The organism is Microbacterium sp. NPDC055357, from assembly GCF_053644835.1.
In genome coordinates, this window is sequence record NZ_JBSHLZ010000003.1 from 49,783 (window position 1) to 70,190 (window position 20,408).

General features: G+C 67.3%; 17 protein-coding genes. 1 reads left to right on the forward strand and 16 read right to left on the reverse strand.

What is annotated here, in order from left to right; genetic code table 11:
* Positions 1-5: 5 nt before the first annotated feature.
* The 16 genes from ACWICD_RS05530 to ACWICD_RS05605 form a co-directional block, all read right to left on the reverse strand.
* Complete coding sequence (locus tag ACWICD_RS05530; RefSeq protein WP_454139571.1) at positions 6-863, reverse strand: metal ABC transporter permease; 858 nt, start codon at positions 861-863, stop codon at positions 6-8.
* On the reverse strand, positions 860-1,666 hold the full coding sequence (locus tag ACWICD_RS05535) for a metal ABC transporter ATP-binding protein (RefSeq protein ID WP_454139572.1): 807 nt from the start codon (positions 1,664-1,666) through the stop codon (positions 860-862). Before ACWICD_RS05535 ends, ACWICD_RS05530 begins: the two co-directional genes overlap by 4 nt.
* Positions 1,663-2,667: a metal ABC transporter solute-binding protein, Zn/Mn family gene (locus tag ACWICD_RS05540; protein WP_454139573.1), complete on the reverse strand. Its 1,005-nt coding sequence runs from the start codon at positions 2,665-2,667 to the stop codon at positions 1,663-1,665. The genes ACWICD_RS05535 and ACWICD_RS05540 overlap by 4 nt, the downstream gene beginning before the upstream one ends.
* Positions 2,668-2,724: 57 nt before the next feature.
* Positions 2,725-3,741: an acyl-CoA dehydrogenase family protein gene (locus tag ACWICD_RS05545; RefSeq protein WP_454139574.1), complete on the reverse strand. Its 1,017-nt coding sequence runs from the start codon at positions 3,739-3,741 to the stop codon at positions 2,725-2,727.
* An 18-nt stretch (positions 3,742-3,759) separates the two neighbouring features.
* Complete coding sequence (locus tag ACWICD_RS05550) at positions 3,760-4,923, reverse strand: acyl-CoA dehydrogenase family protein (RefSeq protein ID WP_454139575.1); 1,164 nt, start codon at positions 4,921-4,923, stop codon at positions 3,760-3,762.
* On the reverse strand, positions 4,913-6,442 hold the full coding sequence (locus ACWICD_RS05555) for an ANL family adenylate-forming protein (protein ID WP_454139576.1): 1,530 nt from the start codon (positions 6,440-6,442) through the stop codon (positions 4,913-4,915). Before ACWICD_RS05555 ends, ACWICD_RS05550 begins: the two co-directional genes overlap by 11 nt.
* Complete coding sequence (locus ACWICD_RS05560; RefSeq protein ID WP_454139577.1) at positions 6,439-8,535, reverse strand: acetate--CoA ligase family protein; 2,097 nt, start codon at positions 8,533-8,535, stop codon at positions 6,439-6,441. The genes ACWICD_RS05555 and ACWICD_RS05560 overlap by 4 nt, the downstream gene beginning before the upstream one ends.
* A gap of 45 nt (positions 8,536-8,580) precedes the next feature.
* Entirely contained in the window at positions 8,581-10,206 is a 1,626-nt protein-coding gene (locus ACWICD_RS05565; RefSeq protein ID WP_454139578.1) for an ABC transporter substrate-binding protein, read from the reverse strand.
* Positions 10,203-11,372, reverse strand: a complete 1,170-nt coding sequence (locus ACWICD_RS05570) for an oligopeptide/dipeptide ABC transporter ATP-binding protein (RefSeq protein WP_454139579.1) — start codon at positions 11,370-11,372, stop codon at positions 10,203-10,205. The genes ACWICD_RS05565 and ACWICD_RS05570 overlap by 4 nt, the downstream gene beginning before the upstream one ends.
* The gene (locus tag ACWICD_RS05575; RefSeq protein ID WP_454139580.1) at positions 11,309-13,306 is read right to left on the reverse strand and encodes a dipeptide/oligopeptide/nickel ABC transporter permease/ATP-binding protein; all 1,998 of its coding nucleotides are present in this window, start codon (positions 13,304-13,306) and stop codon (positions 11,309-11,311) included. The genes ACWICD_RS05570 and ACWICD_RS05575 overlap by 64 nt, the downstream gene beginning before the upstream one ends.
* The gene (locus ACWICD_RS05580) at positions 13,303-14,244 is read right to left on the reverse strand and encodes an ABC transporter permease (protein WP_454139581.1); all 942 of its coding nucleotides are present in this window, start codon (positions 14,242-14,244) and stop codon (positions 13,303-13,305) included. Before ACWICD_RS05580 ends, ACWICD_RS05575 begins: the two co-directional genes overlap by 4 nt.
* Positions 14,245-14,451: 207 nt before the next feature.
* Positions 14,452-15,303 (reverse strand): MaoC/PaaZ C-terminal domain-containing protein, encoded by an 852-nt coding sequence (locus tag ACWICD_RS05585; RefSeq protein WP_454139582.1) that lies wholly within the window; start codon positions 15,301-15,303, stop codon positions 14,452-14,454.
* Complete coding sequence (locus ACWICD_RS05590; protein WP_454139584.1) at positions 15,303-16,094, reverse strand: SDR family NAD(P)-dependent oxidoreductase; 792 nt, start codon at positions 16,092-16,094, stop codon at positions 15,303-15,305. Before ACWICD_RS05590 ends, ACWICD_RS05585 begins: the two co-directional genes overlap by 1 nt.
* A 46-nt stretch (positions 16,095-16,140) precedes the next feature.
* Complete coding sequence (locus ACWICD_RS05595) at positions 16,141-17,418, reverse strand: FAS1-like dehydratase domain-containing protein (RefSeq protein ID WP_454139585.1); 1,278 nt, start codon at positions 17,416-17,418, stop codon at positions 16,141-16,143.
* The gene (locus ACWICD_RS05600) at positions 17,415-18,359 is read right to left on the reverse strand and encodes an NAD(P)H-dependent flavin oxidoreductase (RefSeq protein ID WP_454139586.1); all 945 of its coding nucleotides are present in this window, start codon (positions 18,357-18,359) and stop codon (positions 17,415-17,417) included. The genes ACWICD_RS05595 and ACWICD_RS05600 overlap by 4 nt, the downstream gene beginning before the upstream one ends.
* Positions 18,360-18,412: 53 nt before the next feature.
* A complete protein-coding gene (locus ACWICD_RS05605; RefSeq protein WP_454139588.1) occupies positions 18,413-19,183 on the reverse strand; it encodes an enoyl-CoA hydratase-related protein in 771 nt (256 codons plus the stop codon).
* A 185-nt stretch (positions 19,184-19,368) separates the two neighbouring features.
* On the opposite strand from ACWICD_RS05605, the gene ACWICD_RS05610 reads away from it, so the two are divergent.
* Complete coding sequence (locus ACWICD_RS05610; RefSeq protein ID WP_454139589.1) at positions 19,369-20,382, forward strand: hypothetical protein; 1,014 nt, start codon at positions 19,369-19,371, stop codon at positions 20,380-20,382.
* Positions 20,383-20,408 lie beyond the last annotated feature (26 nt).

A 20,408-nucleotide genomic window follows, 5' to 3' on the forward strand; every position in this document is an offset into this window, starting at 1 on the left:
GGAGTCTACCCGCGGGCTCTGAGCGGTGCCCGGGAGCCGCGGAACCGGCACACGAGGTAGATCGCGAACGAGATCGTCGTGATGTAGGGGCTGACGGGGAGCGTGCCCATGATCGCGAGCAGGATGCCGCCCACGGCCGAGACGAACCCGAAGACGGCGGCGAGCACGGGCACGGCGACCGGTCCCGTCGCGACGCGCATCGCGGCGGCGGCGGGAGTCACCAGGAGCGCCATGACGAGCAGGGCGCCGATGATGTGCACCGCGACGGCGACCATGAGGCCCAGCAGCAGCATGAACGCGAGCGACACCGCTGTCGTCGGCACTCCGCGTGCGGCGGCGGACTGCGGGTCGAGCGAGTCGAAGCGCAGGGGCCGCCAGATGAGCAGCATCCCGACCAGCACGAAGACGCTGATGCCGATGAGCCAGCCGAGCTCACCGGTCTGCACCGACACGATCTGGCCCGTCAGCAGACTGAAGCGGTTGGCGCTGCGGCCGTCGTAGAGCGAGAGGAAGAGGATGCCGAGCCCCAGACCGAACGGCATGAGCACGCCGATGATCGAGTTGCGGTCGCGCGCGCGGGCGCCCAGCCAGCCGACGATCGCGGCAGCGAGCACCGATCCGACGATCGAGCCCGTCACGACGTCGACGCCGATGAGCAGGGCCGCGGCGGCGCCCGCGAACGACAGCTCGCTGATGCCGTGCACGGCGAAGGCCATGTCGCGCTGCATGACGAAGACTCCGACAAGACCTCCGACGAGGCCGAGGACGGCGCCCGCGATGACGGAGTTCGACACGATCCCGAGGATCTCGGCGTAGTCGCCCAGGCCCCCGAACATGGCGTCGGCGATGTCGGACCAGCTCATTCGTGCTCTCCGTCGTGGTGGTGGTGAGCGCTCTCGGCGTCGGGGGCCCCGACGACGACGAGCCGGTCGCCCGCGCGCAGCACGAACACGTGTGCGCCGTACAGGTCGGTGAGCACGTCGGAGCGCAGCACCTCGCCGGGTGTGCCGAGCATGAACCGGCCGTTCGCGATGTACAGGATGCGATCCACCTTGCCCAGGAGCGGGTTGATGTCGTGCGTGACCAGCAGGACGGCGGCACCGGCGTCGCGGCGGTGGCGGTCGATGAGCCCGATGACGGCTTGCTGATTGGCGAGGTCCAGACTCGTCAGCGGCTCGTCGCACAACAGCAGTCGCGGATCGTCGGCGAGCGCCTGGCCGACACGCAGGCGCTGCTGCTCGCCCCCCGACAGCAGGCCCACGGGCCGGTCGGCGAACGCGCGCGCGCCGACGGCGTCGACGAGCGCGTCGATGCGGGCGCGATCGCCGCGACGCGGGAAGGGCAGGCCGAAGCGGTGCCCGTCGACGCCGAGGGCGACGAGGTCGCGGCCGCGCAGCGACGTCTCGGGCGGCAGCGGTCGCTGCTGCGGGATGTATCCGACGCCGCGGTTGCCGCGGCGGTGCACGCGCTGGCCGAACACCTCGATCCCACCGCCGCTGAGCGGCTCGAGCCCGAGGATGGCGCGCAGGAGGGTCGTCTTGCCGGTTCCGCTCGGCCCGAGCACCGCGATGAGCTCGCCGGGCGCGACGTCGAGGTCGAGACCCGACCACAGTTCACGGTCGCCGCGGTGCAGCGACGCGTCGCGGATGACGAGCGGGTGGGTCATCCGCGCAGCGCCTCGCCGAGCAGGGTGACGTTGGCCTGCATCCACTCGAGGTACGTCTGGCCCTCGGGCAGCGTCTCGCTGAACTCGACGACCGGGATGCCGAGCGACGCGGCGTCGTCGGCGATCGCGGTCGTCTCGGCCCCGCCGGTCTGGCGGTTGACCACGACGGCGGCGACCTGGCCGGACTGCAGGAGCTTCGTCGCGGCCAGCAGCGTCGCCGCGGGCACGTCGCGCCCGTCTTCGACGGCGTGCGTGAAGTCGTCGGGTGCGATGTTGACGAGGCCGGCCGCCTCGGTCAGGTACAGCGAGACGGGCTCGGTCACGAAGATCTCGGCGCCGCCGAATTCGGTCGACAGCGTCCCGAGCGTCGACTCGATCTCGTCGATGCCGTTCGTGAACTCGGCCAGGTTCGCCGCGAACGCGTCGGCGTTGTCGGGATCGAGCGCGCTCAGCTCCATCGAGATGGCCTCGGCCAGGTGCGCCATGACGTGCGGGTCGTACCAGACGTGCTCGTTGACCGAGTGGTCGTGGTCGTGGTCGTGATCGTGGTCGTCGTCGCCGTGGTCGTGGTCGTGGTCGTGATCGTGGTCGTCGTCGCCGTGGTCGTGGTCGTGGTCGTGGTCGCCGTGGTCGGCGGGGGGCGTCGCCTCGGAGAACTCGACGGCGGGCACGACGGGCCGGACCGCGCCCGCCCCGTCGACGAGGGCGTCCATGAACGCGTCGTACCCGCCGCCGTTCATCACGACGAGATCGGCGCGCGACACCGAGAGCTGGTCGCGCGCGCTCGCCTCGAACGAGTGCGGATCCTGCGAGGCCGACGACACGATCGACACGACGCTCACGGCGTCGCCGCCGATCGCCTCGACGATCTGCCCGTAGACGTTCGTCGAGGCGACGACCGAGATGCGACCGTCCTCGGCCTCGGCGCCGGTCGAACAGCCCGCGAGGGCGAGGGTGGCGGTCAGGGCCACAGCGGTCAGGATGCGTCGCGTCGAAGTCACTCGCAGACTCTAACAGCTAATGAGAATCGTTCTCAACACGGGTGCGGCCGCACGGCCTCAATCGAGCAGCAGCGCGGGCTCCTTATCGGCGGCCGTGGCGCGCACGAGGCGGACGCGCTGCAATTGTTCGACCTGGAAACCGGATGCCAACCGGTGCGCATACTTGATGAGCCGGTGCGCACGGTGCTCCCAGGTGAATCCGATGGCCCCGTGGATTTGAATGCTCGCGCGGGCATTCTCGATCGCAGCCCGTTCGGCGGCCCGACGTGCTGCGGCCGCACGACGTGAAGCGTCGGGGTGACCTTCGTCGACGCTGACGGCCGCGAATCGGGTCGCCGCGATTGCCGAGGCAGCGCGCATCGCCATATCTGCGCAGCGATGCGAGACCGCCTGGAAGGAGCCGATCGGCCTGCCGAACTGCATGCGGACCTTCGCGTAATCGACCGACATACCGGTGGCCGCGTCGGCAATTCCAGCGAGTGCCGCGGCCGTGAGCACCGCGGCCCGGGTGATGAGTTCCTCGGCCGCGTCGCCGCTGACCGTGATGAGCGGCTCCGCAGTAATCGCCACTTCGGCCGCTGTCGTCGCAGGGTCGACTGGATCGAGCGTTCGTTGAATGCTCCACGATTGCCGTCCGTACAACGCGATCCTGGGTTCGTCCTCGTCGACGTACAAGAGGCAGGTGGCCGACTCAGTATCGAGCGCGACGAGCGAATCCTGGGCGCGTGCGTCAGCGAACGCGAGCGCGACCCGCATGGATCCACCGGCGATCGCCTCGAAGGTCACGTCGTCGCCTTCGAGCGCCGACATGCGGGACGCGATGAGTGCGGCGAGGAACCCGCCGTGCGCGCAGTGCGCGCCGAGTTCCCCGAACACCTGCACCTCGTCCGCGAGCGTGCCGCCGAACCCACCCGCATCCTCGGGAATGCCGATCGCGAGCCATCCCTGATCCGCCGCCGCACGCCACTGCTGATCGCTGGGCGCACTGGTGTCTTCGGTGATGAGATTCGCGTTGACGAACGACCGTACCGCGGCGGCAAGTTCGAGATGTTCGTCACTGAGCGTCAGATCCACGATGCACTCTCTTCCGTCTTAGGCTCGGGGGAGGCCGAGCACGCGCTCGGCGATGACATTGCGCTGCACCTCGCTCGTGCCGGTGCCGATGGTGTGGGCCGCCGAGTAGAGGTAGTCGGTGACGATCTCCCTGTCGAGGTCGAGCACCAGCCCGTCGCGCCCCAGTATCTCGAACGCGAATCGTTTGACCCGCTGCGCCGTCTCCGCGTACAAGGGCCGGAGCATGGCGCCCTGCGGCCCTGTCGTGCCCGTCTTCACCGTCTGCGAGACGACCGTGAGCGCGAACGCGTGCAACGCGATGCATTCGGATTCAAGATCAGCGAGATCGGCAGCGACCCGATCGTCGGCGAGCACAGGGCGGCCGCGCCGGTCCACACGATCGCGCGCGATCTGGGCGACGCGATCCAGCAACCGAATGAGCCTGACGGCATAGCCGAACGTCATCGACCCCCGTTCGAACCCGAGTGTGGCCATCGCGACCCTCCATCCATCGCCGAGCTCACCGACAAGCCCCGACTTCGGCACCCGGACCTCGTCGTAGAACACCTGAGAGAACGGTGCCGAGCCGTCCATGCCGACGATAGGAGCGATCTCGATGCCGGGGCTGCGAAGGTCGACGAGCAGGAATGAGAGCCCGCGGTGCCGTTCCGAGGCGGGGTCGGTGCGCACGAGCAGCTCTTGCCAGTCGCTCACGTCTCCCCTGGTGGTCCAGATCTTCGACCCCGTGACCACCAGGTCGTTCCCGTCGACGACGGCCCTGGTTCGTATCGACGCCAGATCCGACCCAGACTCCGGCTCGGAGAACCCCTGTGCCCAGGCGCACTCACCGCGGAGGATGGGGGCCAGGTGCTGCGCTCGCTGCGCGTCGTCTCCTTGCGTCATGATGACAGGGCCGGCGTGGCCCATGGCAATGTTGAAGAGCCCTGCCTCGGGCGCGTCGAGTCGCGCGCACTGCTCGACCCAAAGGATCTGTTCGGTGAGCGAGAGCCCAGCACCGCCGAACTCGGTGGGCCACGTGACTCCAGCCCATCCGCCGTCGAACTGACGCCGCTGCCAACTGCGGTCATACTCGGCCGCCGCGATCGGTTCGATCGGCCTCGGATCCTCCGGAATATTCTCGAGGAGCCATGTCCTCGCACGGTCCCGAAACTCGCGCTCGTCGGCGTTCAGCTCAAGTCGCATGCCGCACCTGCCCGTCCTTGATCGCAGCGATGAGCGTCCTGAGCCCCGGGCTGCTCACCTTGAGCGACGGGGTACGCGGGAGTTGCTCGACGATGTGGATCTCGGTGGGCACTTGATACGGCGTGAGATGCTGCCTGACGTAATCCCGCAGGTCGTCTTCTGTGACCTCGGCCCCGGTGGCGAGTTCGACGGCCGCGATCGGCACCTCGCCGAGCCGTGCGTCGGCAAGGCCCACGACGCCGGCATCGACGACAGCCGGGCACCGCTTGAGCGCCTCGACGACTGCGCCGGCGGAGATCTTGAAGCCGCCGCGGATGATCACGTCGTCGGCTCTGCCGAGTACCCAAAGGAACCCATCGGAATCGAGCCGCGCCCGGTCGGTAGTGCGTACCCAATCGCGTCCTTTCGCGCCAAGCTGGGCTGCGCGAACCTCCAGGATGCCGGGCTCGTCGGTCGGCACCGGCTCTCCCGTGAACTCATCCGTGATTCGAAGGTCGACGCCGGGGTGTGCTCGCCCGACCGAACCTCGCTTGTCCGGGATGAATCGTCGATGATCCTCGAGGGTCCATCCGGCGATCCCGCCGGCGAACTCGGTCGCGCCGTAGACCACGAGGATCGGGATCCCGTACCGCTCTTCCCACGCTGCCTGGTCCTCGGGGCTGATCGGCGCGGTTCCGACGAGCACGCTCCGAGCAAATGACAGCAGTTCGGGCTCGACGCCCGCAGCCATCACCATGCGCAATGCCGTCGGCGGGAGCGTGATCGCTTTCGGACGGTGCTCGGTCACGAGTGCGAGCCAGTCCTCGACCACGAAGCGTTCGAGGAGCGCGATCTTGCGGCCGGCCTGCACGTTCAAAAGCAGTGTGAAGATCCCGCTCACATGGAGCAGCGGCGCGATGACGAGCGCCACACTGTCACGCAATCGCGGGACCGACTCGCCGCCCTCGTAGTGCGCAGTACCTGAGTAGCCAGCGTCGAAAGCGGCGTATTCGAGTGGCACGCGCTTTGGGGGGCCCGTCGTCCCGCTCGTGAGCATCAGCACCGCGGTGCCCGGCGACCGGTGCTCCTCCGCATCGTCGCGCCGCAGCGCTTCAAGCACCACGGCGCCGCCCACATCGACGGAGATCGCGAGCGTGCCCGCGACGGCGGCTGCCTCACGGACACCCGGCCTCGCCCAGTCCTCCGGGTCGGCGAGCAGGACCGCGGCCGGCAGCCCCCCGATCTCCGCGGCGAGAGCGGCATCGGGCTGCATGCTCGAGACCGTGACCAAGGTCTGGCCGTGCACGAGCACGGAGAACACGGTCGCCACGGTCGCGGGTCGATTCCGCATTACCGCCGCGATGGCAGCCCCCTCGGCGATGCCTGCCGCGTCGAGGATCGACTGGATCTGCGTGCCGATCTGAGTGAGATCGCCCCATGTGTACCAAGCACCTCGGAACTCCAGTGCTGCGGATGCTGGATCGATCGCGAGAATATGCTCGACGCGACGCGCGACCGTCGAGTTCGTCCGGCCGCTCACGCGGCCGCTCCTTCTACCGGTTCCGCGTCGGTTCCGTAGCCGACGACCACGAGTGCATCGACCGCCACGACGCCGTCGGCGGTGGCCAGCAGCGGGTTCACATCCACTTCGGTCACCGACGGTTCCGAGATCGCAAGGCGTTGCAGCGCCATGAGGGCATCGATGAGCCCGTCACGCGCCGCGGGGCTCATCCCCCGCCGGTGCGTCACGAGACGGCCGTCCCAGAGCCGATCGACCATCGCCTCCGCGCGTGCCCGGTTGAACGGCGAGACCGAAACCTGGGATTGCGCCATGATCTCCGTCCCGATGCCGCCTGCGGCGACCGTGATGACCGGGCCGAATATCTCATCACGGGTCATCCCGATCATGAGCTCTAGACCGGGGGGAATCTGCTCTGCAACGAGGATCCGCGACGAAGCTGCCGGGTCCGGGCGAAGTCGCTCGATGATTTCGACGAGCCGGGCGTACGCGGTCTCGGCGGCGTCGCGGCCTTGGACGCCGAGGATCACGCCGCCGACATCCGACTTGTGCGGCAGCCACGGCGCGTCGATCTTCATCACGGCGGTGCCTGCGGCATCGACCGCGGCGATCGCCTCAGCTATCGATTGGGCGATCCATTCGCGCGGAACGCGAATCCCATGGTGCGAGACCACATGCTTCGACGCGGACTCGGGCAGCGCTCCGGGTTTCACCTCGGGCAACGCCGAGATACCGGTTTCGGGCAGCTCGACATTGAAGTACGGGGTCGCGGATGATGCCGCCGCCATCCGGCCGAGGACGTTGATGAGCGCGGTTCCATCGGCGAAGCAGGTGACCCCGCGGTCGGCCATGTGGGCGACCATGTCGGGCTGGTGCGCGACCGCGAAGAACGGCGTTGAGGCACTCGCCGCGCGCCCGACCATGTCGCGAAGCTCGTCAGGCAGCGTGCGGGCGACGGTGCTGTAGGCGATCGCGTCGAACTCCCCCGACTGGTCCACTTCGGTGAGCACTCGCTCAACGGCGCTGAGATCATTGACGAGGTTGCCGGTGATGTCGATCGGGTTCGCTGCCGACCCGAACGACGGCAGCGCCTCGCGGAGTCGCTGCTGGATGGCGAGGCTGGGAGGCGGCAGCTCGAGCCCGGCGCGCTCGGTCGCGTCGGCCATGATGGCTCCCTGCCCGCCGCTGCTGCTGATCACCGCGACCCTGCGGCCCTTCGGCAATCGACGCGTCGCGAACCCGCGCGCGGTGTCGACCAGCTCACGGATGGTTTTGACGAGCACGATACCGTTCTGCTCGCAGGCAGCCGCGAACGTCGCGTAGTCCCCGGTGATCGCCGCCGTGTGGCTGAGCGCGGCCGCCCGTCCACGGTCGGTGCTACCAACCTTGAGCGCGACAATCCGTTGACCCGATTCCGCCGCGTCCCGACCGGCTCGCAGTAGCGATTCGGCGTTGACCGCCGTCTCGATGATCGTCGCGATCACATCGATCCCGAAGTCCGGGTTCCCCAGCAGCTCGGCCGAAATGTCACCGACGGTGACATCGAGTTCATTGCCCGTCGCAGCCCAGAACCCGATGCCGGCTCCGTCATCGCGCAGCAGACTGGCCGCACCGATCCCCGTCGAGCCGCTCTGGGCAACAACGCCGATGTTGCCCGGCTTCGGTTCGAACGAAATGCGCGTGAAGGTGGCGGTTGGCCCACCCCGGAAGCTCGCGAATCCGAGACAGTTGGGGCCCATGATCCGCATGCCGGTCTGGTCGGCCAGAGCGCGGAGGTCGGCCTGCAGGGCAGGCCCGTCACCACCGATCTCCGCGAAGCCGGAGGAGAACACCACTGCCGCTGTCGCACCGGCTGCTGCGCCGTCACGCAGCGCCTCGACCACGAACCGGCTCGGCGCCGCCGCGAGGACGAGTTCGACCGGCTGACCGATGTCGCCGATCGTCGCATACGCCTGCCGGCCGCCAATCTCGTCATACTTCGGGTTGATCGGGTAGATCGGCCCCGAGAACGAGCTGGATACCTGGGCAAGAATGCGTCCGCCGACAGAGTCGGGCTTTCCCGATGCTCCGATCACGGCGATCGACTGCGGGTCGAGCAACGTCGTCAGCGACACGTGGTGTTCTCCTTTGATGGATCTGAGGTGGATGAGGGAGCGTGCTTAGTCGTTGAGCCAGAGGTAGTAGGGTCGCGGGCTCCAGTCTTCGGGGGCGAAGAACGGCTGTTGCACGGCGACGACCGCGTCGGTCGCCGCCGCGATCCGCGAGCGAAGGCTGAGCGGGAACGCGACGCCGCGTTCGATGACCTGCTCCTGCAGCATCTGCATCACCGGAGCACGGTCGGCCTCGGGGAGCGTGAGCGAATCCACATACTCCTCCTCGAGGTCGGCCAGATCGTCCAGCCCGAACGGGTTGAGCGTGCCCTCGTTCGACATCGACCGCGACCACCATTGATCGATGTCGACGGCGGTGGGGATGATGTAGGTCGCGGCGTAGTCTCCGCGGCGCTGAGCCGCGGTGTGATCAGTCGGCGGAAGGTCGACGATGTTCATGGTGATCCCACCTTCGGCGAGCATCTGCTGCACGGCGATGACCGCCTGAGCGATCGACGGCGCACTCGAGACTTCGAATTCGAAGCCGTCAGGGTACCCCGCTTCGGCCAGCAGCTCTTTCGACGCCTCGACGTCACGCACGCGCTCGTCGAGTTCCTGGTTGAACCAGGGCAGTGCCGGGGATGAGAAACCGCCCGACGGCAGACCGCTGTTGCCGAGCACGGCGGCGTTGAATCCCTCCCGGTCGATCAGAAGGCCGATCGCCTGCCGGACCTTCTCATCGCCGAGTGCGGGCACTATCGTGCCGTCTCTGTCCTGGAGCAGGAACGTGGTCGCGATGGTCAGATCGGAGAAGACTCGCGAGTCATCCGTCTCGACGAGCGCCAGATTCGCGTCGGGGACATAGGAAATGATGTCGATCTGACCCGATGAGTAGGCGTTCAGGCGAGCCGTCGGATCCGTGTAGATGTTGGTCTCGATGCGCTCGATCTTGACGGCATCGGGGTTCCAGTAGTCGGTATTCGCCTCCCAGACCTGTTTGCTGCCCTCGACGAACTCGTCCTCCTGAAATACCCAGCCGCCCGAGCCGGCGGGGGTGCTGGATAGGTCGCGCCCCTCAGCGAGCGCTTTGGGGCTGATCATGAAACCGGCGGTGGTGGCGAAGTTGTAGTAGAAGTTCGGGTATGGCTGCGTGAAGGTCACGAGCGCGACAAGGTCATCCTCGACCGCTACTGACTCGACGAGCTGGTACATGTTGTAGTTCGGGCTCGTCGTCGTTGCGGCGGCGCGGTCAAGGTTGGCCTTCAGGGCCTCCGCGTTCCACTCCCCTCCATCGTGGAAGACGACGCCCTCCTGGAGGGTGAGACGAACGCTGGTTTCGTCGACCTCGTCCCACTCAGAGACGAGCCACGGCAGCGGCTCGAGCTTCTCGTCAAGCTGGAAGAGGGGCTCGTACCCAGGCTGCAGGTTGCTGCCCTGGTGGGTGGTGAGCGACTGCGGGTCGAATCCGTTGTTGGAGATCCACGATCCGTACCGCACGGTTCCCGTCGGCTCCGCCGGGGCGCCATCGGCGACGATCATCGCCTGCAGCGCCTCGTAACTGGTGTGTTCCAAGAGGTTCTTGTCGACGGGCGCGTTGGTAGGTGCGCCCCCGCTACCGCCGGAGCATGCCGTCAGGAACAACGCCGCGCTCAGCGCGAGCGCGCCGATCGCTGACGTGCGTCGTAGGTGATTCATGGTGTTCCTTCCGAGAGAGGGGACGTCGATGTCCCGGTGATCAAAGGGGGAGCAGTGGGGAGAACTGCCGGACGGTGGTCGGCGTCGTACGGCCCAGCGATCGCCTCGGCAGCGGAGAAGCACGCGATCTCGCCGCCACCGGGCACTGACGTGGGTTCGGGGAAGGCTGTGGCGCACTCGACGCGGCGCAGTGCGCATCGTGCGAAGAACGGGCAGCCCTGCGGCGTCGGTTCGAGACCGAGTTCGGGCCGCGGTCCTCGGAATGCGCTCGTCGTCTCGTGCTCGCGGTCATCACGTGGACGCGGGTCGGGGGCGGCATCGAAGAGCAGCCGGGTGTACGGGTGCGCGGGAGATCCGCAGACTCGGTCCGCCGGCCCCCGTTCCATGATGCGACCGCGGTACATCACCGCCACATCGTGGCTGGCGTGACGCACGACCGCGAGGTCATGCGCGATGAAGAGGTACGAAACCCCGCTCGTGCGCTGGATATCGTCGAGCAGATTGATGATCTGGCTTTGCACCGATACGTCAAGCGCGCTAACCGGCTCATCCAGGACGATGAGCCGCGGGTCGACCGCGAGCGCCTTCGCGATGGCGACGCGTTGCCGCTGGCCGCCGGAGAGCTCATACGGGTACCGGCTCAGATGCGCTCGACTGAGCCCGACCATCTCGAGCAGATCGCCCACCCGTTCGCGCCTGGCTGCGGCATCGAGATCGAGATGGATCCGAAGCGGCTCCTCGAGCAGCTGGCGGACCTCCAGCAGCGGGTCGAGCGATCCGAGCGGGTCCTGGAAGACTGCCTGCACCGCCCGACGGTAGGCCAACGGCGCGTTCGCGCCGAACTGATCGACCCGGAAGCCAGCCGCGTCGATCCGACCCGAGCTCGGGGTGTTCAAGCGCAGGACGGCACGCCCGATCGTCGTCTTGCCTGATCCGGATTCCCCGACCAGCCCGAGTGTTCGACCATCCGCGACCGCCAGGCTCGCGTCGATGACGGCATTGACTATGGTGCGCTTGGCCCCGAATTTCGGTCGACCGCCCTTGAAGTCGATGGAGAGATGCTCGACCGACAGCACCGAATCCGATGTTGGCGCGATTGCGGTCATGACATGCTCCTCTCGAGCTCGCCGATCCCGCTGAGTCGCAGTTCGTCTGCTCGGATGCATCGGACCACTCGACGCGGATCCGCGCCGAACTCGAGCCGCACCGGGTCGGTCCGGCAGGCGTCGACCGCGAAAGCGCAGCGATCGGCGAAGTGGCAGCCGACAGGCCAGTCCGCTGGCTGCGGGACAACCCCGGGAATCGATGCCAGCGGACCGTCTGACGCGCGGTTGAGAGGGATCGAGTCGAGCAGCCCCTGAGTGTATGGGTGGAGGGGTCGGCTGAACACCTCGGCGACCGGACCGCGCTCGATGATCTGCCCCGCATACATGACCGCAACCGAGTCGGCGACCTCGGACACGACGCCGAGGTCGTGGGTGATCAGGAGCACGGCGAGTCCGCGATCGTCGCGGAGCCGTAGCAGCAGCTCGAGGATCTGCTTCTGTACGGTGACGTCGAGAGCCGTCGTCGGCTCATCCGCGACGAGGACGGCCGGGTCGCAGGAGAGCGCCATGGCGATCATGACGCGCTGCGCCATACCGCCGGAGAACTGGAACGGGTAGTCGTCGAACCGTTCCTTCGGACGGGGGATCCCGACGAGGTCGAACAGCTCGATGACCCTCGCCTTCGCCTCAGCGCGGGAGAGATCGAGGTGTTCGCGGATCGCCTCCACCATCTGGTTCCCGACGGTGAAGGTCGGGTTGAGACTGCCGATCGGGTCTTGGAAGACGACACCGATGCGGGCTCCGCGAATCGACCGCATCGCGGCGAAGTCGAGCCCGCTGATCTCCTCCCCATCGAGCCGAACGCTCGCGGCATCGACGAGACCCGGGTTCGCGACAAGGCCGAGCATCGACATCGCGGTGACTGATTTCCCGGATCCCGATTCCCCGACGAGACAGAGCATTTCGCCACGTCGAAGCTGGAGATCGAGATGCTGGACCACCTCGACGCGGCCCCCGGCGCTCGGGAACGACACGGTGAGCTCCTCGACCTCGAGAGCGATCGGGCGGTCCGGCAGCACCGGCGCCGGGTGCGGTTCTGACACCGCCGCGGGCGGGGCCTTGCGAACGACATTGAGCCCGAGCCGGCCGACGGTGATCTCACGGCTGAACACGTCGCGCAATCCTTCGCCAACCTGATTGATCGCGAGCACGGTGATGAAGATGGCGAGCCCCGGCGGGATCACGAGGTAGAAGTGCTGCCGGAGGGTCGATTGCGCGTCTGCGAGCATCGAGCCCCAGCTCGCCGTCGGAGCGGGGACGCCGAGTCCGAGATACGAGAGCGTGGCCTCGGCGATCACCGCGGTGGCGAACATCAGCGTCGCCTGAACGATGATCGGCGGCGCGATGTTCGCGAGGATGTGCCGGAACACGATGCGCCCACCGCGCGCGCCCGACACCTTGAGGCCGTCGACATAGAGTTCTTCTTTGGCCGAGAGCATCTCGCCGCGGACGAGACGGATCACCGACATGGCGTAGACGAGGCCGACCACGGCCATCGCGTTCTGCAATCCGGTGCCGATCGCGGCGATGACCGCGATCGCGAGCACGAGGAACGGCACCGACATGACCCCGTCGACGAGGCGCATGACGATGCGATCGACCCAGCCACCGACGTAGCCGACGATGAGACCGACTGAGACGCCCACAATGAGCGCGATCGCGACCGCGAGAACGCCCGCCAGCAACGCGACCTGGCCACCGTAGAGGACTCGCGTGAGAACGTCGCGGCCGAACCGGTCCGTACCGAACCAGTGATCAGCCGAGGGGGGCTGAAGAGTGCTGGCGAGGGCGCCGACGTTCGGATCATACGGCGAGATCACCGGGGCGAGTACGCTGAGCAACGCGATCAGGATGACCACACCGCTCCAGACGAGCAGGGTGCGTTGCCGCAAGATCCGCGAGGTGAAGCGGTTGCCGCGGCGACCGGGCCGGCCTTGCAGCGAGGCGATTGATGCCGTAGCTGGCGTCGTGATTCCGGGGACTTGCGCGCTCATGAGACCCGCACCTTCGGATTGATCCAGGCATAGGAGATGTCGACGAGAAGATTGACGAGGACGACGATCACGACGGAGAACAGCACGACCGCCTGGATCACCGCAGGGTCGTACTTGAGCACCGCATCGATCGTGAGTGATCCGAGTCCTGGGAGAGCGAACAGCCGTTCGATGACGATCGCGCCGCCGAGCAGACTCGCGACCTGGAACGAGATCGAGGTGACAACCGGGGATGCGGCGTTGCGCGCGGCGTGTTTGAGAACGACTCGGCGACGGGAGAGTCCCTTGCTCAGGGCGGTCCGCGTGAAGTCGCGCTGCAGCGCGAGGACCATGCTCGAGCGGGTCTGACGCGACAGCGCCGCGGCGACGCCCACGCCGAGCGCGATGGACGGCAGCACAAGCGACCCCAGCCAGCCGAGTGGGTCGGCGCCGAACGGGACGTAGCCGGTTGCGGGAAACCAACCGAGCTGAAGCGAGAACACGTAGATGATCAGCATGCCGATGAGGAAGCTCGGCGCGGCCTGTCCCACAGTAGAGAGCAGGATGATCGTTCGGTCAGTCGAACCGCCGGCCACGACCGAGGCGAGCAGGCCTGCGCCGACGCCGAGCACGATCCCGACAAGCAGCGCGCCAAGCGTGAGCGAGAGGGTGACGGGCAGCGCGTTAGCGAACATCGTCGTCACCGGGGTCCCTGTATAAAGCGATACCCCGAGGTCCCCACGGAAGAGCCCGGTGAGCCACGCCCAGTACTGCTCCAGCGGTGGCCGGTTGAGACCAAGCTGGTCCCGCAATTCATCGATCTGCGCCTGCGTCGCCGCGCCTCCGAGGATGACCTCAGCCGGATCCACATTGGAGGCGATCGACAAGAAGAAGGTGCCCGAGACGACGAGCAGAACGAGGGGGATCGCGGTCAGCAATCGCGTGAGAACGGTTCGCATCCGGCCCTCTCGAAATTCGGCCGCCGACAGGTCGACGGACAGCCACATTGGTGTTCTCGACGAGTGTACCGTTCAGTCAGTCCATAAGCGAGTCGATCGAGGACTTTCTCACCCGGGCTCGGGCGTCGCAAGCGGATCCGGCTTCGATGGGTCGGGAGTGACTACACGCGGAGCGCGACGGTACGCACTCGCTGGCTCGCCCAGCATTCACTCACGTGAGCGGGTGCCGATCCGCCCGGCGCGGAGCACGATGCCCGCGTCGCCCAGCACGACGAACTCGACGCCATCGACAACCAGGTCCGCGACGATGCGCAGCGCGTCCCCCGGCTGCACCGGACGAGAGAACGCCGCCTCGACGATCGTAACGGTGCTCGCGGGCACGAGACCGGCGGCGAGGATCTGCGCTGTGGCTGCGCCGAAAGTGCACATGCCGTGGAGAATGGGCCTGTCGAACCCCGCCACTACAGCGGCCGATGGCGCGCTGTGGATGAGGTTCCGATCGCCGCAGAGCCGGAAGAGCAGGGCCTGCTCTGGCCGGGTCGGCAGACGAAGCTGATGCGCACCGTGGGGGATCCGCGGATGCGGACGCGTGGGCCCGTCACCGGCGCGACGCAGGAGGGCAGGGTCCCGCACGACGAGCGTTCGGCGCGCAATTGCGACGATCGCGCCGCCGACCGGCCGACGCCCTACGATGTCGATCTCGACCTTGCCGCGAATACCCGCCTGGTCGACCTCGACAGAAACGATCGTGGCTGTCGCTTCGAGCACTCCGGCGGCCGCGACCGGCTCGAAGAGTTCGATGCGCTGCGCAGCGTGAACGACGGTCGCGTCGGCGACGACGCCGAGCAGCGTCATCACCTCCGGCACGCGCAGCCGGGTCGCGAGAAACGTAGGAAGGACTTCTTGAGGAAGCTCAGGGGTATCGGAGGTCGTGTACTCGAGGGCGTCCGGACCGAGTCCGACGGCAAGCGCATAGAGCACAGCGTCGTCCGGGGTCCACGAGCAGCGCACGGGTCCGGAGACGAGTCCGACACTGTCCTCGCGAACGAGCACCGTCATCACGCCGGCCGCTCACGGATTGCGGTGAAGCCGCCGTCGATGGGGAGGATGACTCCGGTCACCCACCGCGCCTCATCAGAGGCGAGATACACCGCACCGCTGGCGATATCCCAGGCAGTCCCCACGGTCCCCAGCGGCACCGCTGCAGCGCGCCGAGCACGCGCGTCGGCACCGAGATGAGCGACCATCGGCGAGTCGACCGATCCCACGACGATGCAGTTCGCGCGGATTCCGGCGCTCGCATACTGGCCGGCGATGCTGCGTGTCAGGCCGTGCAGGCCGGCGTTCGCGGCTGCATAGGCCACGGACCCGGGCGCACCGGTGTAACCGACTGAACCAGAGATCGAGGACACCATGACGATGGACCCTCCACCTGAGGACCGCATCGCGGGAATCGCTCGGCCACTGCAGAGCATCGCCGACGTGAGGTTCGAGTCGAGCACCGATCGCCAGTCCACCAGCGAAACGGTTTCAGGCGTGCCGGGCAGCGCGGTGCCGACATTGTTGTGCAGCACGTCGAGTCGACCCCCGAAGCGATCCGTGACTTCCGTGAACAGTCCGTCGACCTGCTCCGGATCGGTGACGTCAGCCGCGACGGCCACGGCGCGACCGCCCTCGGCCGCGATAACCTCCGCGAGGCGGCCTACACGCTCCGCGTCGCGATTGACGAGGACGACCGCGGCGCCTTCGCGCGCGAACCGGAGGGCGACTGCCGCGCCATTGCCGGTCCCGTCGCCGCGCGAGGCAGCACCGGTGACGACCGCGACCTTGCCTTCGAGTCGGCCACCCATCGCCCCTCCCCCGGTCGAACTGCTTTCATAGGATCCGTACCGCGGATCAGCCGGCGGAGGACTCGCGCAAGAGTTCGCCGTGCCGATCGAGCATCTCGAGCGCTTTCGCCTGCAACTCCGCGGGCACAGGAGGAAACAGGGACAGCCCGGTCTCGCGGCTGCGCAACGAGATGGTCGCCTCTCCTCGCGCTGTCTCCTCGCCACGCTGGTTCGTCGCTCGAATCGTCACGTCCACGAGGTTCGCGCCGCCGTCGCGCCGTGTACCGACCACCTCGCCGGTGAGGTACTGGATGTCCCCCTGATAGTTGAACTTTCGGATTTCGTCGTGCTGGCGCACCACGAAGCCGTCGTCGCCCATCCAGTCGGTCAGATAGTGGTGGAGCCAGCATTCGCGCAGGACGCCATAGTCGTATGCGCGCGGGTTGCCGATCGCCTTCGCCCAATCGGAGTCCCAATGCACGCGCTGCGCCACGTCGGGAACTCCGAACTCATTCTCGACATAGAACGCGGGGATCCGCTGGCGGTTCCGCCAGTTCAGCCGAGACGTTTTCAACCCGTACGGGACGAACCCGTACCCGCCAGCGTGGAACACGATCATGTCGGTCGTAGTGAGTGGCCCCTTCGCCATCGTGCCGAGCGAATCGCCGACGGCGACGTCCTCGAAGTACCGCGTCTCCGCCCCTCGGACCTGTTCAGCGGCGAATACCTCGTCGAGGCGCGCGATGTCATCCGCCGTGTAGGAGGGTTCCGGAACATCCTTGTACTTGCCGGTTTCGCGAGCCTTCTTGCGCGGCGTGAGGATGATGAGAGTCCGGTAGACCCCGACCACCTCGCCCCGTTGGTTGAACTTCACCTCTCGATTGACCCGAATGACCGACCGACCCGCGAATTCGGATGACTTCACCTCGACTGAGTCGAGTCCCTTGAACGAGTACAGCCGGTCGCCGGCGTGGATCGGGCGGTACCACTCCCACGTGCCGCCGGAGACGAAGGCGTGAATACCCCGATAGGCACCGCCGCGCAACTCGCGCGGAAGGCGATCACCGCGCAAGGGCGTGTTCAGGATCGCCGCGAGGATCTGCGGGGCGATCTGCCCGCCCCACCGAGTGGTGGTGCCGTAGTCGGGCTCGACGAAAAGCCGGTTGTCGTCGCCGTAGGAGAACGCGAAGTTCCGGATCGCCTCTGGCGTCGCGGTACCGAGGAAAGCGAGGTCGCGCACTGCGGCGACCTCGCCGACGGCGGCTCGATCGAGGTCGATGTCCCGCTCGTCGAAGTCGGCGTCAGTGGCATCCTCGAAGGCGCGGCTCTGTGCTGCCGTGGTCATATGCTCCTGCTTTCCTGGGCGAGGTGTGGTGTCATCGGTGCTGCCGCGCTCAACCCTGCGAGCGTGGTGCGATATTCGTGTTCGAGACGGGCGATCAACTCGCCGACCGTCGGGATGTCATCGATCAGGTCGACCGCTTGCCCTGCCGACCAAATGTCCTTCCACGGGCGCACACCATCGGGGAGATGCGCATAGTCGCGGATCGCCGCGGCCCGCGGAAGGTTCGCCGGGTCGAGACCCGCCCGGCGGTATGACGGCACGAGCCAGTTCACGGGCAACCCGGAGACGTCGGCGGAGAAGTCAAGATCGGTCGTCTGCGCCTCGACGATCATCCGCTTGTAGTCGTTCGGTGCGAGCGATTCGCGGGTCGCGATGAATCGCGTCCCGATGGAGACGAGGTCGGCGCCGAGGGCCTGCGCAGCGAGGATCGCACGACCGTCCGCGATGGCCCCGGCGGCGATCACCACTCCATCGAACATCTCCCGCACACGGGGGATGAGCACGAACGGCGAGACGAGCCCGGAGTGCCCGCCGCCGCCGGCGCCGATGCAGACGATCCCATCGACACCGGCTTCAACCGCTTTCTCGGCGAATCGGACGGTTGTCGCGTCGTGGAACACCACGCCGCCCCAGTCGTGTACTCGCCGTGTGAGTGCCGTCGGGTCGCCCTGCGCCGAGATGACAAGTTCGACGCCGTGTCGCTCGAGCACGTCGAGGTGCTCGTCGAGCGCGTCACGCATGATCGCTCTCGAGATGTTCACCGCCAGCGGTCCGACCGGGCGCGACGGATCGTCTTCCCGGATGCGGTCGAGTTGCGCCCGAACCTGGCCGAGCCAGCCGTCGAACTCTGCGAGACTCCTGGCGTTCTGCCGCGGCAGGCCGGCCGCGATCCCGTTCATACAGGCGGCGGCCGCAAGCTCCGGCCCCGAGACCAGGAACATAGGAGCACACAACACCGGTATCCGCAGCCCCGAGACCAACTCACGCGCGCGCGTCACGAGGCGCTCCCACGGTGACGGTCACCGGCGTCCCGGAATCGCCCGCGCTCGAGTGCGGCGAACACCCGTTGATAGCCGTCTGTCCAGGCTTGATCGAATGGCCGGCCCGCGTCCAGGCGGACCTGCTGGCGCATGTGCTCGAGCGAATCGGCGTCGTTCGCCACGATCTGAGTTGCGTACGCGCGCGCCGCGGGCATGAGTTCCTCCGGCTCGACCAAGAACTGAGCGATCCCGTATTCGTAAGCCTCAGCGCCCGTGAACCGTCGCGCACTGAGGAGCAGATCGAGGGCTCGGCCGGTGCCGACGAGCTGCGCGAGATTCCATGAGATGCCGAGTTCCGCGACCAGCCCGATCTTGGCGAACGCGGTCGTCCAGGTGGCCTCTGGCACCGTGAACCGCACATCGGCCATGAGCGCGTGCGCGAATCCGATTCCGGCCGTGGCCCCGTTGACCGCCGCGATGACCGGCGTGCCGATCCGCATGGCGACATCCCGCGGTTCACGCACCGAACGCTCCCGCACCTCGTCGAGATCGAGTTCTTCGAGCCGCGAGAAGTCTGCCCCCGCGCAGAATCCGCGCCCGTTGCCGGTGACGATGACGGCACGCACGTCGGGATCGTCATCCGCCCGCTGCAGCGCTGCGAGATACCGAGAGGCCATGTCCCCGGCGAACGCGTTCAAGCGGTCGGGCCGATTCAGGGTGATTGTCGCGATCGCGGCGTCAACCTCATATCGGATGCTCTCGGGGAGCGGCTCATCTGCTGGCACGACAATAGTGTACCGACCAGTACGTAGTCCTGCAACGATCAAGCGGTAGGACCAGACTGCCGAGGCGTCTGACCGGACGCTCTCTCATCTCTTGTGTCAACCGATCGGTACACGCTAGGTTCGCAACCAAGGTTCGCCGAAACGCGGTCGCGAACGAGCGCCCGCGGTTCGGCGGAGGGAGACTCATGAGCACGGGCGCCATCGAAGACATCGAAAACTGCTTCAAAGCAGGCTGGTCCGACGGATTGCCGGTCATTCCCCCCTATCAATCACTCGTCGACAGTATGCTCAACGCGCTCCATTGGGGCGCGACGGAGGTCGTCGGCGGCATCCCGAGCCAGTCCATCGAAGTGCGCGGTGAGCACCTCGCGGCCGCCGCCGTCATGGCCGGTTGCACCACCGCGTACGCCCCGCTGCTTCGCCCCTTGGCCGAATGTCTGCTCGATCCGGCCGTCAATCTCAGCGGCGTCGAGGTGACCACCGGCGGAGTCGCCGCCCTCGTCCTCGTCAGCGGCCCGATCGTGGACCGGATCGGCCTTGTCCACGAAGCGAACGCGCTCGGAGCCAACGCTCGAGCGAATGCCACGATCGGTCGATTCGCACAGTTGGTCCGACTGTTCTGCGGACGAGGCGGCGGTGCGCTGCAGAGCCACGGCACGGTCGGGCATCCTGGTCGCCTCTCGTTCCTCATCGCCGAACACCCTGATCCGATCTGGCCGGGATTCCACAGTCAGGTCGGCGCACCAGTCGGCGCATCGGCTGTCTCGGTGATGGCCGCCGAGGGACCCAACAGTGTCAACAATCATTTCGGCACCTCTGGGGCGGACATCCTCGACACCATCGCGAGCTGCGTCGCACACCTCGGCACGACGAACATCTACTACCGGCACGGCGCGTACGTGATCACGCTCGCCCCCGATCACGCCGCGCTCGTCACTCGCGACTTCAGCCGGGCCGAGGCGCAGGCGTATCTCGCCGAGCACGCCGTTCAGCCGACCGACGAGCTCATCCGGGTCGGACGAATCCCCGCGGCCCCTCGGAGCGATCTCGCGGTCGTACGTGGCGAACTGCGGCCCCCCGTACGCACAAGCAGCAAGTTTCACTTCATCGAATCCGGCGCTCCGGGCGGGAAGTTCTCGGCGGTCATCCCAGCCTGGGCCGGCAGTCGCAACGATGTCTGGCGCAGCATCGAACACTGAGCCGGTCTACCGCCGCGAACGAACGG

Excerpts from the sequence above, each read along its gene's own strand:
- ACWICD_RS05530 (WP_454139571.1), bottom strand. The coding sequence starts at position 863 with ATGAGCTGGTCCGACATCGCCGACGCCATGTTCGGGGGCCTGGGCGAC.
- ACWICD_RS05535 (WP_454139572.1), bottom strand. The coding sequence starts at position 1,666 with ATGACCCACCCGCTCGTCATCCGCGACGCGTCGCTGCACCGCGGCGAC.
- ACWICD_RS05550 (WP_454139575.1), bottom strand. The coding sequence starts at position 4,923 with ATGCGACTTGAGCTGAACGCCGACGAGCGCGAGTTTCGGGACCGTGCG.
- ACWICD_RS05565 (WP_454139578.1), bottom strand. The coding sequence starts at position 10,206 with ATGAATCACCTACGACGCACGTCAGCGATCGGCGCGCTCGCGCTGAGC.
- ACWICD_RS05570 (WP_454139579.1), bottom strand. The coding sequence starts at position 11,372 with ATGCATCCGAGCAGACGAACTGCGACTCAGCGGGATCGGCGAGCTCGA.
- ACWICD_RS05575 (WP_454139580.1), bottom strand. The coding sequence starts at position 13,306 with ATGAGCGCGCAAGTCCCCGGAATCACGACGCCAGCTACGGCATCAATC.
- ACWICD_RS05580 (WP_454139581.1), bottom strand. The coding sequence starts at position 14,244 with ATGCGAACCGTTCTCACGCGATTGCTGACCGCGATCCCCCTCGTTCTG.
- ACWICD_RS05585 (WP_454139582.1), bottom strand. The coding sequence starts at position 15,303 with ATGACGGTGCTCGTTCGCGAGGACAGTGTCGGACTCGTCTCCGGACCC.
- ACWICD_RS05590 (WP_454139584.1), bottom strand. The coding sequence starts at position 16,094 with ATGGGTGGCCGACTCGAAGGCAAGGTCGCGGTCGTCACCGGTGCTGCC.
- ACWICD_RS05595 (WP_454139585.1), bottom strand. The coding sequence starts at position 17,418 with ATGACCACGGCAGCACAGAGCCGCGCCTTCGAGGATGCCACTGACGCC.
- ACWICD_RS05600 (WP_454139586.1), bottom strand. The coding sequence starts at position 18,359 with ATGTTCCTGGTCTCGGGGCCGGAGCTTGCGGCCGCCGCCTGTATGAAC.
- ACWICD_RS05610 (WP_454139589.1), top strand. The coding sequence starts at position 19,369 with ATGAGCACGGGCGCCATCGAAGACATCGAAAACTGCTTCAAAGCAGGC.